16 protein-coding genes are annotated in these 18,182 nt (G+C 61.0%); 13 read left to right on the top strand and 3 right to left on the bottom strand.

The genetic code is table 11. The annotated features are described in order from the left end of the window. Positions 1-17 precede the first annotated feature (17 nt). From rsmB to NE584_RS01415, 12 genes are all read left to right on the top strand, one after another. The gene (rsmB, locus tag NE584_RS01470) at positions 18-1,358 is read left to right on the top strand and encodes a 16S rRNA (cytosine(967)-C(5))-methyltransferase RsmB (protein WP_256181497.1); all 1,341 of its coding nucleotides are present in this window, start codon (positions 18-20) and stop codon (positions 1,356-1,358) included. Further along, complete coding sequence (gene rlmN, locus NE584_RS01465; RefSeq protein ID WP_256181496.1) at positions 1,355-2,416, top strand: 23S rRNA (adenine(2503)-C(2))-methyltransferase RlmN; 1,062 nt, start codon at positions 1,355-1,357, stop codon at positions 2,414-2,416. Before rsmB ends, rlmN begins: the two co-directional genes overlap by 4 nt. Continuing rightward, positions 2,413-3,135 (top strand): Stp1/IreP family PP2C-type Ser/Thr phosphatase, encoded by a 723-nt coding sequence (locus NE584_RS01460; protein ID WP_050624826.1) that lies wholly within the window; start codon positions 2,413-2,415, stop codon positions 3,133-3,135. Before rlmN ends, NE584_RS01460 begins: the two co-directional genes overlap by 4 nt. Before the next feature lie 24 nt (positions 3,136-3,159). After that, entirely contained in the window at positions 3,160-5,175 is a 2,016-nt protein-coding gene (gene pknB, locus NE584_RS01455) for a Stk1 family PASTA domain-containing Ser/Thr kinase (protein ID WP_108981211.1), read from the top strand. Between the two features lies 1 nt (position 5,176). Beyond that, entirely contained in the window at positions 5,177-6,055 is an 879-nt protein-coding gene (gene rsgA / locus NE584_RS01450) for a ribosome small subunit-dependent GTPase A (RefSeq protein WP_050624824.1), read from the top strand. Between the two features lie 310 nt (positions 6,056-6,365). Then, positions 6,366-7,886 (top strand): SPOCS domain-containing protein, encoded by a 1,521-nt coding sequence (locus NE584_RS01445; RefSeq protein WP_256181491.1) that lies wholly within the window; start codon positions 6,366-6,368, stop codon positions 7,884-7,886. A 158-nt stretch (positions 7,887-8,044) separates the two neighbouring features. Continuing rightward, positions 8,045-9,523: a stage IV sporulation protein A gene (spoIVA, locus tag NE584_RS01440; protein WP_050624822.1), complete on the top strand. Its 1,479-nt coding sequence runs from the start codon at positions 8,045-8,047 to the stop codon at positions 9,521-9,523. A 195-nt stretch (positions 9,524-9,718) separates the two neighbouring features. Continuing rightward, positions 9,719-10,441, top strand: a complete 723-nt coding sequence (locus tag NE584_RS01435; RefSeq protein WP_050624821.1) for an N-acetylmuramoyl-L-alanine amidase — start codon at positions 9,719-9,721, stop codon at positions 10,439-10,441. A 9-nt stretch (positions 10,442-10,450) separates the two neighbouring features. Continuing rightward, positions 10,451-11,821 carry a DNA repair protein RadA gene (radA, locus tag NE584_RS01430; protein WP_108981213.1) on the top strand — a complete coding sequence of 457 codons (1,371 nt, stop codon included), beginning with the start codon at positions 10,451-10,453 and terminating at the stop codon, positions 11,819-11,821. Between the two features lie 497 nt (positions 11,822-12,318). Then, the gene (locus NE584_RS01425) at positions 12,319-13,341 is read left to right on the top strand and encodes a tyrosine recombinase XerC (protein WP_050624819.1); all 1,023 of its coding nucleotides are present in this window, start codon (positions 12,319-12,321) and stop codon (positions 13,339-13,341) included. Then, positions 13,338-13,736, top strand: a complete 399-nt coding sequence (locus tag NE584_RS01420; protein WP_050624818.1) for an MmcQ/YjbR family DNA-binding protein — start codon at positions 13,338-13,340, stop codon at positions 13,734-13,736. The genes NE584_RS01425 and NE584_RS01420 overlap by 4 nt, the downstream gene beginning before the upstream one ends. Before the next feature lie 3 nt (positions 13,737-13,739). Further along, positions 13,740-14,105, top strand: a complete 366-nt coding sequence (locus NE584_RS01415) for an SdpI family protein (protein WP_050624817.1) — start codon at positions 13,740-13,742, stop codon at positions 14,103-14,105. Positions 14,106-14,144: 39 nt separating this feature from the next. On the opposite strand, the gene NE584_RS01410 is transcribed toward NE584_RS01415, so the two are convergent. Beyond that, a complete protein-coding gene (locus tag NE584_RS01410) occupies positions 14,145-14,648 on the bottom strand; it encodes an amidase domain-containing protein (RefSeq protein WP_108981214.1) in 504 nt (167 codons plus the stop codon). Positions 14,649-14,820: 172 nt separating this feature from the next. After that, a complete protein-coding gene (fba, locus tag NE584_RS01405; RefSeq protein ID WP_050624815.1) occupies positions 14,821-15,786 on the bottom strand; it encodes a class II fructose-1,6-bisphosphate aldolase in 966 nt (321 codons plus the stop codon). 154 nt (positions 15,787-15,940) lie between these two features. On the opposite strand from fba, the gene NE584_RS01400 reads away from it, so the two are divergent. Continuing rightward, complete coding sequence (locus NE584_RS01400) at positions 15,941-17,182, top strand: 6-phosphofructokinase (RefSeq protein ID WP_256181488.1); 1,242 nt, start codon at positions 15,941-15,943, stop codon at positions 17,180-17,182. Positions 17,183-17,246: 64 nt separating this feature from the next. On the opposite strand, the gene NE584_RS01395 is transcribed toward NE584_RS01400, so the two are convergent. Then, entirely contained in the window at positions 17,247-18,182 is a 936-nt protein-coding gene (locus tag NE584_RS01395; protein ID WP_108981215.1) for an alpha/beta hydrolase, read from the bottom strand.

Raw genomic sequence — 18,182 nt, 5'->3', positions numbered from 1 at the left:
GCGGGAGGTGAAGCCCTGTGGATGCCCGAGAAACGGCGCTCCTCACCCTGAACGCCTGTGAGAGACAGGGGGGATGGTCGGACGGCGCCCTGAAAAAGCAGATATCGGCGGCCGGATTGGACAGCCGGGACGCGGCGCTGGCCACCCAGCTGTGCGCCGGTGTTTTGCAGAACCAGATGCTCCTGGACTTCTACCTGGCCCATTTCTCCAATATCCCCCTCAAGCGGATGGAGGGGCGGGTGGTCCAGGCCCTGCGCCTGGGGGCCTACCAGATGCTCTTTCTGGACAGGATCCCCCACAGCGCAGCGGTCAACCGGTCCGTAGAGCTGACCCGGGCCTACTGCAAGAACCCCCGGGCGGCGGGGATGGTCAACGGCATCCTCCGCAGTCTGGAGAGGAGCCTGGAGCGTCTGCCCACCATCCCACAGCGGGACCCGGTGGAGTACCTGTCCATCCTGTACAGCCATCCGGCGTGGATGGTGCGGGAATTCCTGCTGACTCTGGGGAACGACGGCGCTGCGGCCCTGCTGCGGGCCAACAATGCGCAGCCTGCCACGGCGGCCCAGGTGAACACCCTGAAGATCAACGCCCGGGAGCTGCGCCTGCGCCTGGAGGAGCGAGGGGTCCGGGCAGAGGAACACCCCTGGCTGACAGACTGTATCCTCCTGTCTGGGACCGGGAATCTGGAGGAGCTGCCGGAGTTTCAGGCGGGTCTCTTCTACATCCAGGACCCAGCTTCCCGGCTGGCGGTGGCGGCAGCAGGCCCTGCCGCGGGGATGCGGGTGCTGGATGCCTGCGCGGCGCCCGGCGGCAAGTCCTTTGCCGCAGCTATCGCCATGGGGGGCAGGGGAACGGTGTGCTCCTGCGACCTGCACCCCCACAAGAAAAAGCTGATCGCCAACGGCGCGGCCCGTCTGGGCCTGGACTGCGTCACGCCTATGACGGCGGATGCTTGCGTCCACCGCCCGGAGTGGGAGGGTGCCTTTGATCTGGTGCTTGTGGACGCCCCCTGTTCCGGTCTGGGCGTCATTCGGAAGAAGCCGGACATCCGCTACAAGGACCCGGAGCCCCTGGCAGCCCTTCCTAGCGTACAGCGCCGAATCCTGGAGAACGTCTCCTCCTATGTGCGGCCCGGCGGGACACTGCTCTACTCCACCTGCACGCTGCTGCGGCGGGAAAATGAGGATGTGGTGTCCGCCTTCCTGGAGGCGCACCCCCAGTTTGGACCCGAGCCCTTCCAGCTGCCTGGCGTCCCCGGAACGGAGGGGAGCAGCTGGATGCTGACGCTGTGGCCCCACATACAGGGGACGGACGGCTTCTTTATCAGCCGCATGAAAAAGAGGGAGGAAGCCCTTTGATCGATCTCAAATCCATGACGCCGGAGGAGCTGGCCGCCTGGTTCCGGGAGCAGGGGGAACCCGCCTTCCGGGCCAGGCAGGTGTTTCAGTGGCTCTATCGAGGCGCCGTCTCCTTTGACGAAATGACCGACCTCCCTAAGGTCCTGCGGCAGAAGCTGGAGGAGCACTGTTTTCTTACAGCTCCCCAGGTGGCCAGAAAGCAGGTCTCCGCCCAGGATGGCACCATCAAATACCTGTGGAGGCTGTCAGACGGAAACTGCATCGAGACGGTTTTGATGCGGTATAAGCATGGGAATACTGTGTGTATCTCCTGTCAGGTGGGCTGCCGGATGGGCTGTGCTTTCTGCGCTTCCACCCTGGGAGGCAAGGTGCGGGACCTTACGCCGGCAGAGATGGTGGACCAGGTCCTCTTCACCCAGTTGGACAGCGGGGAGCCGGTCTCCAACATCGTGCTGATGGGGATCGGGGAGCCCCTGGACAATATGGATACGGTGCTGAAGTTCCTGACACTGGTCAACCAGCCCAATGGTCTGAACATCGGCATGCGTCACATCTCCCTGTCTACCTGCGGGCTGGCGGATCAAATTGACAAACTGGCCCAACATAGGTTACAATTAACACTATCGGTCTCCCTCCACGCGCCGGACGATGAGACCCGCTCCCGTCTGATGCCGGTGAACCGGAGCGTGGGCGTGGAAAAGCTGATGGCAGCCTGCCGGCGGTATTTCCAGACCACTGGACGGCGCATCTCCTACGAATATGCAATGATCGACGGGGTCAACGACTCTGACTGGCAGGCTGATCTCCTGGCTCGGCTGCTGAAGGGGACACCCGGCCATGTCAACCTGATCCCGCTCAATGATGTGGAGGAGAGTCCACTGAAGCCCAGCCGCAGGGTGGCCGCTTTTCAGCGGCGCCTGGAGGGGCACGGCGTGACCGTTACGGTGCGCCGCAAGCTGGGAGGCGATATCGACGCCTCCTGCGGCCAGCTGCGCCGAAAGGCCATGGCTCAGACACTCGGCCGGAATGACGGCAGGAAAGAGGCAGATATTCCATGAATGTATGGGGGATCACCCACCGGGGAATGGTACGAGAGCAGAACCAGGATGCGTTTGCCTGCCGGACCCTGCCGGACGGCCGGATCATTGCGCTGGTCTGCGACGGCATGGGCGGCGCCCGGGCGGGCAACATCGCCAGCACCATGGCGGTGGAGCTCTTTATGGAGGAATTCCTTTCACGAAAGGAGGACGAGTCTGACCGGGTCCGGATGGAGCGGGCGGCATCCCGCGCCAATGACGAGGTCTTCCACCGCTCTAATGTGGACATGGAGTGCTCCGGGATGGGCACCACCCTGGTGGCAGCCCTGGCGGGGCCCCACGAGACAGTTATCCTCAACGAAGGGGACAGCCGAGCCTATCACGTCACCCCAGAAGGCATCACCCGGGTCACCAGGGACCACTCGCTGGTGGAAGATCTGGTGGAACGAGGGGATCTGACCCGAGATCAGGCCAGAGTCCATCCTCATAAGAATCTCATCACCCGCGCCTTGGGGGCGGAGTCCCATCTTCGGGCGGACTGTTTCTATCTTCAGGCCCTGCCCGGCCACTACCTGCTGCTGTGCAGCGACGGCTTGAGCAATGTAGTGACCGACCAGGAGTTGCTCTATGAGGTGATCCACGGCGGGGAGGCGGTCACCTGCTGTGAGAGGCTGCTGGATATCGCCCTGAAACGGGGCGCGCCGGACAACGTGACGGCGGTCCTGATTCAGTACGAATAACAGCGACAAAGGAGGCGATTTACCATGGATCAATACATAGGTAAATTACTCGATAATCGATATGAGATCCTGGAGATCATCGGCACCGGGGGCATGGCCCGGGTGTACAAGGCACGCTGTCACCGGCTCAACCGGCTGGTGGCCATCAAGATCCTTCGGGAAGATCTGGCCCAGGACGCGGAGTTCCGCCGCCGCTTCCACGACGAGTCCCAGGCCGTAGCCATGCTTTCCCACCCAAACATCGTGGCCGTTTATGACGTCAGCCGCTCCTCCGACCTGGAATACATCGTGATGGAACTGATCGACGGTATCACCCTGAAGCAGTATATGCAGAAAAAGGGGAACAAGCTGAACTGGCGGGAGGCACTCCACTTTATCACCCAGATCGTCAAGGCATTGGGGCACGCCCACAGCCGGGGCATCATCCACCGGGACATCAAGCCCCACAACATCATGGTGCTGCGGGACGGCAGCGTGAAGGTGGCCGACTTCGGGATCGCACGGGTGGCTTCAGGCGGGCACAGCACCCTGACTCAGGAGGCGCTGGGCTCCGTCCATTATATCTCCCCCGAGCAGGCCAGAGGGAGCCATATTGACGCCCGCTCCGACCTGTACTCTGCGGGGGTGGTGCTCTATGAGATGATAACTGGCCGCCTGCCCTTTGAGGGGGACACTCCGGTCTCCGTGGCCATCCAGCACATCAATTCCATCCCACTCTCCCCCCGTGAGCTGGACCCTACCATCCCAGAGGCGCTGGAGGCCATCACCATGAAGGCCATGGCTCCCAACCCGGACAACCGATATCCCTCCGCAGACGCGATGCTGGCCGACTTGGAAGAGTTCCGTAAGAACCCCAGCATCAACTTTGACTACGACGTGAGCGAGTTCGTGCCCGAGGAGCCGGAAGAGGGCGCCATGACTCAGATCCGCACGCCCCATACGCCGGTGCGCAGCCGTGTGCCGGAGCCTGAACCCCGCAGGCGCCGCTACGAGGAGCCGGAGGAGGAAGAGGAGGAGCCGGAGAACCGTCCCAGGCGCCGGGACCGCCGGCGGGGAGGGACAAACTGGCCCATCATCGCGGCCATCGTTGTCATCCTGGCCTTTGTGGCGGGACTGTTCTACTTCATGTATCAGTTCTTCATCTCCTCCATCCTGATGCCCTCGCCGGACTATACCATCCCCAAGCTGACGGGCTACACCTATGAGGAGGTCCTTCAGGACCCGGAGCTGAGACAGGAGTTCAACATCGTCGTTGGCCAGACGGTGGAAAGCGAGGAGGCTGCGGGGACGATCCTCAGGCAGGACCCTGCTGCCGGGAGCACCGTGAAGTCCAACAACGCAGAAATCACGGTGACGGTGAGCGGTGGACCCGAGGTGATCCAGATGATCGATGTCACCAACCAGGAATATCTGAAGGCCCTGGCCACCCTGCGGGACATGGGGCTGAGCGTGGAGGCCCCCGAATATCAGTTCGATGATGAGGTGCCCGCCAACTATATCATCTCCTATACCCCTGCGGAGGGGACCGAACTCAAGGCGGGGGACAGCGTCCATCTGGTGGTCAGTAAGGGGCCTGAGGCGTCCAAGGTCACGCTGATCTCTTTCGCGGACATGGCCCAGAGCGACGCGGAGAGCCGGATCCGTCTGATGAACCTGGAGGTGGGTGAGATAGAGCATGTCTCCAGTGAAACAGTACCGGAGGGAAAGGTAGTGGAACAGTGGCCGGAGGCTGGTACAGAGGTGGAAGAGGGGAGCAAGGTCAACCTTACCGTCAGTACAGGGCCTGAGAACCCGGACATTCCTCAGACATCAACCAAGACACTCACCATCAACCTGCCGGTGGTGGATGAGACGGACCCTGTCCAGTCCATCAATGTGATGGTCACCAGCGACGACGGAAAGGAAGTTTATAACCGGGATGTGAACCCTCTTATGGAAGTGGCTGTGTCAGTACCGGTCAGTGGGACAGGGAAAGTGACATACAACGTCTATTTCAATGGGAGATTGGACCACGGCGTCACGGTCAACTTTGACGAGTGATATGGCAGAAGGAATGATTTTAAAAGCCCTCAGCGGCTTCTACTATGTGGACGACGGGACTCAGCTGTTCGCCTGCCGGGGGCGGGGGAAGTTCCGCCATGAGAAGGTGACCCCTCTGGTGGGTGACCGGGTGCTGTTTACCCCGCTGGAACACGGGAGCGGCTCGCTGGACGGGATTCTCCCCAGAAAGAATGAGTTCCAGCGCCCGGCGGTGGCCAACGTGGACCAACTGGTCATCATCGTGTCCCAGGCGGTCCCTGCCACCGATCCCTTCCTCATTGACCGCGTGATCTCCATCGCGGAGCGCCGGGGATGTGACAGCGTCATCTGCGTCAACAAGTGGGACTTGGTGCCGGGGGAGGACCTGTACCAGATCTATACCTCCGCCGGCTTCACCACCCTGAAGGTGAGCGCGGAGACCGGCGAGGGGATCGAAGAGCTGCGGCAGGTCATTTCTGGAAAGGTGTCTGCCTTCACAGGAAATTCCGGCGTCGGTAAGTCCAGCATCCTAAATGCACTGGAGCCTGGGATCGCCCTGCAGACAGGGGAGATCAGCGAAAAGCTGGGGCGGGGTCGGCACACCACCCGCCATGTGGAGCTCTACCGGCTGAGCGGCGGGGCTCTGGTGGCCGACACCCCGGGGTTCTCCTCCTTTGATACGGACCGCATGGAGCTTTGCCGCAAGGAGGAGTTGGAGGGCTGCTTCCGGGAGTTTGCCCCTTACCTGGGAAAATGCCAGTTTACCGGCTGCTCCCATGTGAAGGAGAAGGGCTGCGCGGTGCTGAAGGCGGTGGAGGCCGGAGCGATCCAGCCCAGCCGCCACGCCAGCTATATACGCCTGTACGACCAGGCCAAGCAGATCCCGGACTGGGCGCGATAAAATTTTATCAGTGGAACAGTGACACATCGCCTCCCCGTGCATAGACTGGATTAGCCGGAAAACGGCCAGTCTATGCGGAGGGGAGGCTTTCTTATGGGCATCGTCGTGGTACGTTCTCCCAGATGTCTGCGGGGTCTGCTGCGGAAGCTGTTTGGCCTGAAGTGATCCCGGGGCCCAGGGGGCACTGAGTCCTTTTCTGAGGGTGGCATATTTGTCCCTGCCTGTACATATAGTGGTCCCAAAGCGGAATGGCTGACCCGGCGCGGCGGCCCAGGCCGCGCCGACTCGATTTGTAAGGGAGAGGACGATTATGGAGCTTGAGCTCAAACGAGATGCGATCCACTGCTTTGAGACCGTAGCAGACGTCACCATCTGTCAGGAGGAGACCCAGGAGGCTATCGTTCCGGATGCCTGTCCGGACATTCTGCGCATCGTTGAGGTATGCGGTCAGGCGTGCCTCACAGGAAAACAGGCCCGGGAGGGAATGGCCACCGTCTCCGGCATGGTGCGCGCCTCGGTGCTGTATCTGCCGGAGACGGGGGGATGTCTGCGCCATATGGAGCTCAGCGTCCCCTTCACCTGCCAGGTCGAGGCCCCCGGCCTGACCTCCCAGGGGACCATTTTGGCCGATCCCCGCCTGCGGTGGGCGGAGGCCCGGGTGCTGAATCCCAGAAAGATCCTGCTCCGGGTGGACCTGGCCGTGGAGATCAGGGCCTGCCAGCCCTGTGAGCGCACCATATGCCAAGGGGTAGAGGCGGCGGAGGAACATGGTATCCGCCAGCTCCAGGAGGAGCAGACCACCGATCAGATCATAGCCGTGCAGGAAAAACCCTTTACATTTACAGATGGTGTGGACTTGGGGCTATCAGAGGGTGGTGAGCTGCTCAGCCTCCGGGGAGAGCCATCCTGTGAGGAGAGCCGTCTCATTGGCAGCAAGCTGATCTTCAAGGGCAGTGTGGAGCTCCACGCCCTCCTGCGGGACGCGGACGGGACCCTTCGGACAGCCAGGGAGTCCATGCCCTTTTCTCAGATCATCGAAGTTCCTGGGGCCGGAGAGGACGCGGAATGTGAGGTGCGGGTCGTCCTCACCGATCTGAATGCCCCCGCCATTGGGACAACGGTGGGCTCCGCCGAGGTGACGCTGGAGCTCCTGGCCCAGGCGGTGGTGAGGAGCCAGCGGCCGGTCACCATGCTTCAGGATATTTACAGCACCGGATGGATGCTGGAGGTCCAGACCGAGGAACACACCATGCGCCAGGTGGTGGATCAGTCCATTCGGCCCCAGAGCGTCCGTGAGATCCTGGAGACCACCACCCTGGTACGAAACGCCATAGACGGGTGGCTGTCCCTAGGGGAGATCCGGCAGAGCCGGGAGGGCGACCAGATGATCCTTTCGGCAGAGGTACTCATCACGGCCCTGTATCTGGATGACGGGGAGGAGCTTCAGTCTATCCAGCGCACCGTCCAGACGGACTGCAGGCTGGACTGCCCGGTCCAGGCGGTGTGTCAGTGCTGGTGTACCGCCCCAGGCGAACTGGCCGTGGTGCCGGCGGCCGGCGGACTGGAGGTGCGCTTCACTCTGGAATTCCACTGCCTCTGTCTGGCGGAGCGCAGGCAGGCCGCCATCTCCTCCGCGCGTCTGGGGGAGGAACGGGCCAAGCCGGACGGGACACAGCCCTCGGTGGTGCTGCGTATGGCCGCTCCGGGAGAGCGGCTGTGGGACATTGCGAAAGCGTACGGTACTACCACAGAGGAGATCACCCAAGCCAATGAGCTGGAGGAGGGCTGCCTGCCCACGGGCAGGATGCTCCTGATCCCCCGGGTACGCTGATCTCATCGGCAAGGAGCCGGACCGGGCCTGTCGGCCTGCGGTCCGGCTCCTTTTTCAAACAAAGGCTGGAAAAGCTATGCGGCAAGGTCATATTCCACAGCTTATCCCCATACACTGTAAGGAAATCACCGGCTTGCTCGGCCGAAGGAGGAATTTCAGTGGAAGATCGCAAAATCTACGAGGATATCGCGCTTCGGACCGAGGGCGATATCTATATCGGCGTCGTGGGGCCGGTCCGGACCGGAAAATCCACATTTATCAAGCGGTTCATGGAGACGCTGGTCATCCCCAACATTGAAAATGTGTACCGCCGGGAGCGGGCCAGGGATGAACTGCCCCAGAGCGGCTCCGGGCGTACCATCATGACGGCGGAGCCCAAATTTGTCCCGGAGGAAGCGGTAGCTGTCACAATGGAGGGGGGCGCCGCCTTCCAGGTCCGGCTCATCGACTGCGTGGGCTACATGGTGGAGGGAGCGGTGGGACATCTGGAAGGAGAGACCCAGCGGATGGTGACCACCCCGTGGTTCGATCACGAGATCCCCATGTCGGAGGCGGCGGAGATCGGCACCCGGAAGGTCATTGCGGAACATTCCACCATCGGCATCGTCATCACCACGGACGGGACCATCACCGAGATTCCCCGGGAGGACTATCTGGAGGCGGAGGACCGGGTCATCACGGAACTGAAGGAGCTGGGGAAGCCCTTTCTGGTCCTCCTCAACTCCGCCTATCCCAACTCGGAGCGGGCCCAGGCCATCCAAGCGGACATCAGCCAGCGGTACGGGGTGGCCTGCCGGGCACTCAACTGCCTGGAGCTGAGCGAGGGGGACATCAACACCGTCCTGAAGGATGTGCTCTACGAGTTCCCGGTGAAGGAGCTGGACCTGTTCCTGCCCCCCTGGGTGGACGCCCTGGCTCAGGACCACCCCATCAAGTCCGCCCTGTACACCGCCATCCGGGAGGGGGCCTCCGACCTGTACCGCATCCGGGACGTGGAGCAGACGGTCCGCTCCATCAAGGAGTGCGAGGAGGTGAGCGACGCCCGGGTGACCTCCATCGACCTAGGCACCGGGCTGGCCGCTGCGGTACTGGACCTGCCCAGGGCCCTGTTCTACCACACTCTGTCCCAGCAGTCCGGCTTCCAGATCCAGGACGACGGAGATCTGGTCTCTCTGCTGACCCAGCTGGCTGGAGTCAAGGCAGCATATGACAAGGTGGCAGACGCTCTGAAGGAGGTGGAGGAGACCGGCTACGGCATCGTGGTGCCCTCCATCGATTCCCTGGTGCTGGAGGAGCCGGAGATCGTTCGGCAGGGGGGACGCTACGGCGTCCGACTCAAGGCCAGCGCCCCCTCCATCCATATGATCCGCGCGGATATTGAGACCGAAGTTGCCCCTATCGTGGGTACGGAGAAGCAGAGCGAGGAGATGGTCCACTATCTGCTCCAGGAATTTGAGGGGGACACCTCCAAGATCTGGCAGTCCAACATTTTTGGGAAATCCTTCTACGAGCTGGTGGGGGAGGACCTGAACACCAAGGTCAAGCGGATGCCGGAGGACGCCCGGGAAAAGCTCCGGGAGACCCTCCAGCGCATCATCAACGAGGGCTCCGGCGGACTGATCTGCATCATCCTGTAACAAATAAGAGGGCAGGGCGCTCCAATCGCGCCCCGCCCTCTAATATTATGTCAACTGGGAGAAAACTGCTTCATAGTCCTTTCCAAAATACTGCAGCTAATGTGAGCATGAGCCTTTGCCTTTTGGACCTATCTGCGGTATAATAACATGAAAGCGGCCTCCCGGCCATAGGATGGACGGGAGGTGTATGCCAATATGAAACATGTCATTTCGGTCCTGTGCGTCCTAGCGGTACTGCTGTGTATGGCCCCCTTCGTGTCTCCGAACGGAGAGGGAGAGGCTGTCTCCGCCGCTGCCCGCACGGAGACAGGCCCCTTCATCGTGGATGCCGGCCACGGAGGAGAGGACGGCGGTGCGGTCTCGGCAGACGGCACCCAGGAGAGCGGCATCAACCTGGCCATAGCCCTTCGGCTGGAGGACATCCTGGCTTTCTGCGGTGCCGCCCCCGTCATGCTGCGCCGGGAGGATATCTCCCTGCACGACCCGGAGGCCGGTTCCCTGAAGGAGAAGAAGTCCTCGGACCTGCGCAACCGGACCCGGGCCGTCCAGGATCTGTCCGGCGCCACCCTGATCAGTGTCCACCAAAACAGCTACCCGGAGAGCCGCTACGACGGTGCACAGGTGTTCTACGCACCCACAGAGGGCTCCCAGGCACTGGCCGAATACACCCAGGAGATCCTGCGCCAAACGCTGGACCCGGACAACGGCAGGCAGGCCAAGCAGATCCCAGACACAGTATATCTGATGAATCACATTGACAACCGGGCGATTTTGGTGGAGTGCGGCTTCCTCAGCAATCCACAGGAGGCCGCCAGGCTCCGAGACCCGGTCTATCAGACCAAGATCGCCGCAGCCTTGGCCAGCGCCTGCCTGACCTTTCAGGGGGAGCGGATCACGGCCCATACCACAGAGATTTGAGGATGAAATATGAAGGCCAAGACGGTATTTTATTGTACGGAATGTGGAAATGAGACGCCCAAGTGGCAGGGGAGATGCCCGGCCTGCGGGGCCTGGAATACGGTGGTGGAGCGGCCCGCAGAACAGGCCCCCAGGAAGGGAGGGCCCGCCCGGGGGACATCCGGTATCGGCGTCCCTCTCAGCCGTCCTAAGTCCATGGAAGAGGTGGAGGTCACCGATGAGCTGCGCTTCCGCACCGGGATGGGAGAGCTGGACCGGGTGCTGGGCGGCGGAGCGGTGCGCGGTTCATTGGTGCTGGTGGGCGGCGCACCGGGCATTGGAAAATCCACCCTGATGCTCCAGATCTGCGACAACCTGTGCCGGTTCGCCAAGGTCCTGTATGTATCCGGTGAGGAGTCAGAGCGGCAGATCAAGCTGCGGGCCCAGCGGCTGAACGTGGCCGGCGAGGGGCTCTATCTCCTGTCGGAAACGAACCTGGAACACGTGCTGGACGCAGTCCACAGCCTCCAGCCCGATGTGCTCATCGTGGACTCCATTCAGACCCTCTATCACGGGGATATCAGCTCGGGGCCGGGAAGCATCTCCCAGGTGAAGGAGTGTACCATGTCCCTGATGCAGCTGGCGAAAGGGGAGGGGATCACCGTCTTTGTCATCGGCCACGTGAACAAGGAGGGATCTATCGCCGGCCCTAAGGTACTGGAGCATATGGTGGACTGCGTTCTCTATTTTGAGGGAGAGCGGCAGATGGCCTACCGCATCCTCCGGGCGGCGAAAAATCGCTTTGGCGCCACCAATGAGATCGGCGTCTTTGAGATGGCAGACGCGGGACTGACGGAAGTGCCCAACCCGTCGGAGGCCCTGCTGGCCGGGCGGCCCACCGACGCCCCCGGGACCTGCGTCACCTGCGTGATGGAGGGGGTGCGGCCAGTGCTGGCGGAGGTACAGGCGCTGGTGGTGCCCTCCAGCCTGGGCAATCCCCGCCGGGTGAGCAACGGGGTGGACTACAACCGGGCCATGCTACTGCTGGCGGTGCTGGAAAAGCGCGGCGGACTGATGCTCAGCGGCTGCGATGCCTATGTGAACGTGATCGGCGGCCTCTCACTGGAGGAGCCCGCCGCTGATCTGGCCGCTATGATCGCTTTTGCCTCCAGCTTCCGGGACAGGCCTGTTCCCAGCGACTTGGCCGCCATCGGAGAGATCGGCCTGACCGGCGAGCTGCGGGCGGTGAGTGCCCTGGGACAGCGGCTCAGTGAGGTGCGGCGCCTGGGATTTACCAAATGCCTGATCCCGAAACGGGTCCAAGGAAAGCTGTCTGTTCCGGAGGGCCTGGACGTGATCCGGGTGGCCAACATCCGGGAAGCACTGGCCGCCATTTTGTAAGCGGGGAACAAAGTTGACACAGCCGCTCCCGCCGGTACTCCCGCAGGATGCCGCCCGGGCCAGAGAGCAGTAGCCGTCCTGTTGGTAGACGCAGGGGTCGGTGCAGACGATCAGGCTCAAAAGATCACACCTTTTTCTTTTTGTTTGGCTGAAATGCGGGCCATGATATCATGGTCATCAGTGTGCCCAGATGAGAGATATCTATGCGAAAAGACCGCATCAGAAAGACTCTAGCTTCCTGATGCGGTCTTTTCGTGCGCATGATCTATGCGATGGCCGACCGGCTCTTGCAGGCGTCCCTGGAGGCCAAGGCGGCAAAAGCCGGCCGCAGGGCTTGCGACCGCTCCGCCGGTGTGGTATGATGCAGGGGAAGCACTGCGAAGGGAGGTACTGCGGGAAGACTCTCAGGTCAACAAAATAAAAATTTTGTTGACCTGAGAGGAGGAGCAATAGGAGAAAACCGTGTTTTCACCCATCCCAGGCCCGCAGGCTGCGATTTGGACTACCGCTCAGAATCACCACCCATCCTTCGGGATTTTCTGGTCTATCATGAGACCATCCAGGGCCACTCCCCAAAAACCGTGGACGAATACTTTCTGGATCTGCGCAGCTTTTTCCGCTATCTCAAGCTGGAAAAACGGCTTGTCCCCAAGGATACGCCCATGGAATCGATCCCCATCGATGATGTGGACATCCAACTCATCCGCTCCGTCACTCTGACCGACGTCTACGCCTATATGAGCTATCTCAGCCGAGACCGCGCGGCCCATCCGAACAGCCCAGACACCAGCTATGGATTGTCTGCGTCCTCCCGGGCACGCAAGGTGGCGACCATCCGCTCATTTTATAAGTACCTCACCAACAAGGCCAAGCTGCTGACTGAGAACCCTATGCAGGATCTGGATTCCCCCCGCCTCAAGAAGTCACTGCCCCGTTACCTGGATCTGGAAGAGAGCGTGGAATTGCTGGAGTCGGTAGACGGAGCTAACTCTGTGCGGGATTACTGCATCCTGACCCTGTTTTTGAACTGCGGCCTGCGGATCTCAGAGCTGGTCGGCCTGAACGTGACCGATGTCCGGGGCGATCAGCTCAGAGTCCTGGGCAAGGGCAACAAGGAACGGGTCCTCTTTCTCAACGAAGCCTGTCAGCAGGCTCTCCAGGATTGGCTGACAGAGCGGAACATGCTGGCACTGATCGATAAGGAGGCCCTCTTCATCACCCATCAGAACCGCCGGCGCATCTCCCGCGCTGCGGTGCACAAGCTGGTGAAAAAGCATCTGGCCGCTTCCGGGCTGGACAGCACCCAGTATTCCGCCCATAAGCTGCGCCACACTGCCGCCACTCTGATGCTTCAAAACGGCGTAGACGTACGCACTTTGCAGGAGGTCCTGGGCCACGACCACCTGAACACGACCCAGATATACACCCACGTGGACAGCGATGATCTGCGCACCGCAGCCCGTGCCAATCCTCTGGGGATGGTAAAGAAGAAAAAAAGGGGAAGTGAGGACGAGACATGAACCGATATTCCTGGCTGGAGGGCTATCTGCTGTCCATGCCCGGTGCCGTCACCGACTACAAATTGGAATGGCAGTGGCAGCGTTATTTGGTAGGCGGGCGGATGTTTGCAGCCGTCTGCACCCCAGGACCGGAACACGCCGCCCATGCTGGGCGGACTATGGTGATCCTGAAGTGCGATCCCAGGCTGGCCGAGGCATTTCGCGAGCAGTACCCGGAGGTAGTGCCCGGTTTTTACAGCGATAAGCGGAATTGGAACTCGGTCTATTTGGACGGGGCTCTCCCGGACGACGTGCTGCGGGACTTTTGCGGCATGTCCTATGAACTGGTATTCCAGAAGCTGACCAAGCGGGCCCAAAGAGAGATCATGGAACAGGAAGAAAAAAGGAGTTCGTGACCCATGTATTATGTACTGTTCGTCTTTGCCATGCTCACGCCGGTCCTGATGGCGGTGGTGGGGCTGATTTGGCGCATCCATCCCCCCAAGCGGGACGGTGGCTTTCTAGCCTACCGCACCGCCCTCTCCAGCAAAACCGAGGAGACCTGGGCCTTCGCCCACCGGCACATCTCTAAGCTCTGGCTGCGCATCGGACTCCTTCTCAGCATCCTGTCCGCAGTGCTTATGGTTGTGTTCCGGGAGAGTGCCTCCTCCTTTGTACTGTGGCTGATCGGCGGACAGATGGTATTTCTGTGTATCTCCGCATTTCTGGTGGATGCCCTGCTGAAAAACACCTTTGATGAAAATGGCCTCCCCATAGAGCGTTAAAGCGATAGACCTCCCAAAACCAATTAGGAGGTCTATCGCTTATCTGGGGCGGACCCCCAGAATATGGATGCCCCGCAGGGCTTGATATGGGTAGGTGCTCAACGGCCGGAAGTCGGCGTCCTGGCTGTGGGCGGCCACCAGAATGGTGTCGGGAAAGGCCGGCTGCCGGATCTCCACCACGATAGGATCATGGGCAAAGACGCCGCCGGCAAAGCTGAGCTGGATAAAATCCCCCGGCTCCAGTTCACCCAGTCCGGCTTCCGTGCCAAAGGGCCCCGGCCTGCTGTCCTTTCGGGTCAAAAAGTTATAAAAGTAGGGCACGCCGCTCCAGGACGGAGATTTCTGATTTCCGCTGATGTAGTACCATCCGAAGGTAGGCGTATGGTCCATCACGCCGCTCCCAGCATAAAGGCATTGGGATGCGAAGTTGGTGCAGTCTCCCCCCAGTTCAGAGAAATCGTAGTACGCCGGATTCCGATCATACGCCCACCGGTGGGCATAGCGCACCGCAGCCCCGCGGTCATAGGGCAGGATATCGTGCAAAGGACCTCTCCCCTCTCCTGCCCCCATTCTATGCAGAAAACGGTCCCGGGTTCATCTCACCTGAAAGTTCTGTCTCCTTCTTCTCACCATGGGCCTACGGGGCGGCTTTGGCGAACTAGGTATGAAAAAAGGGAGCGCCGAAGCGCTCCCTTTTCAAAAGGCAGAAGTTCGATCAGGCCTTGCCGTCGCAGCCCAGCACGTTGATCAGCTTATGCTTGACCAGCTGCTTGATGTTCTCACGGGCGGGCTTCAGATACTGCCGGGGGTCAAAGTCGGCGGGATGCTCGGCAAAATACTTGCGGATGGTGCCGGTCATGGCCAGACGCAGATCGGAGTCGATATTGATCTTGCACACGGCGCCCCGTGCGGCCTGACGCAGCTGATCCTCGGGGATGCCCACAGCGTCAGGCATCTTGCCGCCATTCTCGTTGATCATCTTCACAAACTCCTGAGGCACGGAGGAGGAGCCGTGGAGCACGATGGGGAACCCAGGCAGGCGCCTGACGATCTCATCCAGGATGTCGAAGCGCAGCGGAGGGGGAACCAGCTCCCCCTTCTCATTGCGGGTGCACTGAGCGGCAGTGAACTTGTAAGCGCCGTGGCTGGTGCCGATGGCGATGGCCAGGGAATCACAGCCGGTGCGGGAGACGAACTCCTCCACCTCTTCAGGACGGGTGTAATGGGAGTCTTCGGCAGACACATTGACCTCGTCCTCCACGCCTGCCAGAGCGCCCAGCTCGGCCTCCACCACTACGCCGTGGTCGTGGGCATACTCCACCACCTTCTTGGTGATCTCGATGTTCTCCTCAAAGGGCTTGGAGGAGGCATCGATCATCACGGAGGTGAAACCGCCGTCCACGCAGGACTTGCACAGCTCGAAGCTGTCGCCGTGGTCCAGGTGCAGGCAGATAGGCAGGCCGGTCTCAGCGATGGCGGCCTCTACCAGCTTGATCAGATAGGTATGGTTAGCATAGGCCCGAGCGCCCTTGGAGACCTGGAGGATCAGGGGGGCGTTGACCTCTTTGGCCGCCTCGGTGATCCCCTGGACGATCTCCATGTTGTTGACATTGAACGCGCCGATAGCGTATCCGCCGTCATAGGCCTTTTTGAACATTTCAGTGGTCGTTACCAGTGGCATAATGACCATCTCCTTCTTCAAATTTACATGTTATATTGTACCATTTCCAATTGCGAAATACAATAGGACATGGTATGATTTACTTTGGAATTTTCAATAAAGAAATGTGCAGTTTTCCAATCCCGCTGCAAGATTTTTGAAGGAGGCAACCAACATGAATCAACTGACTGGAGCCTGTATCATCGGCCAGTCCGGCGGCCCCACCGCCGTCATCAACGCCAGTGCCCAGGGCGTCATCCAGACCGCCCTGAAGACTCCCTGCATCACTCAGGTGCTGGGCGCCGCCCACGGCATCAAGGGTGTGCTGGAGGACAAGCTGTACGACATGGCTCAGGAGGACCCCGCTGAGCTGGACCTGATGAAATACACCCCCTCCTCTGCCCTGGGCTCCTGCCGCTACAAGCTGGCGGATCCCGACGTAGATGATACCGATTACCAGCGTATCCTGGAGATCTTCAAGAAGTACAATGTCCGCTATTTCTTCTACAACGGCGGCAACGACTCCATGGACACCTGCAACAAGATCTCCAAGTATATGCAGAAAGTGGGCTACGAGTGCCGCATCATGGGTGTTCCAAAGACCATCGACAATGACCTGAACGGCACCGACCACTGCCCCGGCTTTGCCTCCGCGGCCAAGTATATCGCCACCTCCTGCGCCGAGGTGTGGCAGGACGCCCACGTGTATGACACCGGCATGGTCACCATCATCGAGATCATGGGCCGCCACGCCGGCTGGCTGGCCGGCTCCGCCGCCCTGGCCTCCCTCACCGGCTGCGGTCCCGACCTGGTCTATCTGCCCGAGACCGACTTTGACATGGACCGGTTCCTCTCCGATGTGAAGGCCGTCTACGATAAGACCGGCAAGTGCATGGTAGCCGTGTCCGAGGGCATCCACTACGCCGACGGCACCTTCGTCTCCGAGGCTAAGACCTCCGCTACTGACGGCTTCGGACACGCCCAGCTGGGCGGTCTGGCCTCCATGCTGGCCGAGACCGTGAAGCAGAAGCTGGGGGCCAAGGTCCGCGGCATCGAGCTCTCCCTGCTCCAGCGCTGCGGGTCCCATCTGGCCTCCAAGACCGATGTGGAGGAGGCATATCTGGCCGGCCAGGCTGCGGTGGAGGCCGCCGCTGAGGGCTTTACTGACAAGATGGTGGCTTTCCAGTGCACTCGGGATGGCAGCTATGAATGCAAGACCGTCCTGGAGCCCCTGGATATCGTGGCCAACTTTGAGAAGAAGGTCCCCCGCGCGTGGATCAACGAGGCCGGGAACGGTGTGACTCAAGAGTTCATCGACTATGTGCTGCCCCTGATCCAGGGAGAGACCGATGCCCCCAAGGAGAACGCCCTCCCCCGTTTTGCCCGCCTGAAAAAGGTGCTGACCACCAGCCTGTAATAGGTTTCCAGTAAAGAAGCCCTGCATGGCATTGCCATGCAGGGCTTCTTTCTATCTCGCTGAATCAGGCCATATGCCGCGCCAGAAAGGCGTCCACCGCGGGCCAGTACAGCTCCGGCGCCACGGCGGCGGACTCCGCGTGAGCGGCGCCGGGGACGGCCAGCTTCTCCTTCTCGCAGGAGGCGGCCTGATACAGCTCCTCCAGCATCCAGAAAGGAACAAAGGTGTCCTCCTCTCCGTGGATGAAGAGCGTGGGGGTGACAGAGCGCTCCACCTGTCTCAGGGCACTGGCCTCTGTGATGCTGTAGCCGGCCCGGATACGGCAGACCAGATCCGCAGCGTTGAGAACGGGGAAGGGCGGCAGGCCGAACAGCTCCTTCAGCTGGCCAGAAAATTCATCCCAGACAGAGGTATAACCGCAGTCCTCGATCACACACCGGACCTGGACAGGCAGATCCGCCTCACCGGAGGCCATCATCACGGTGGCAGCGCCCATAGAGACGCCGTAAAGCACGATCTCCGCCTCCGGGTCCTCCGCGATCAGCTGTTGACACCATCGGACCACATCCCGGCGCTCCGGCCACCCCATCCCGATGTAGTCTCCCTCGCTCTCTCCGTGCCCTCTGGCGTCGGGGAGCAGCACCGTGTAGCCCAAATCAAACAGATGTTTGCCATAGGAGGCCATGCCGGTGGCGTTGTTTTGATAGCCATGGCAGAGGACAGCGTAGCGGTGAGGGACGCTTCCGTCCACCCGGTAGGCGTGGAGCTCCAGGCCGTCATCACTGATGAGGGACACGTCACGGCTGTCCTTCAGCAGCCAGCGGGTGTACTCGCTGTCCACGATCCCGGCGGCGGAGCCGAAGCCGCCCTTGGCGTTAGGGTCCAGGGCAAAGGTGTAGAAATAGTTTCCCACAAGGATCAGGGCACCCAGTGCCAGCAGGATCAAAAGGAAGACGATCACCAGGGCCGCCCTGAGGCCGCAAATCGCTGTTTTATTCAC

This window comes from Clostridium sp. DFI.5.61, assembly GCF_024462915.1.
GTDB classification, from domain to species: Bacteria; Bacillota; Clostridia; order Oscillospirales; family Oscillospiraceae; genus Lawsonibacter; species Lawsonibacter asaccharolyticus.
This window is presented reverse-complemented; position numbering and strand designations above follow the sequence as displayed.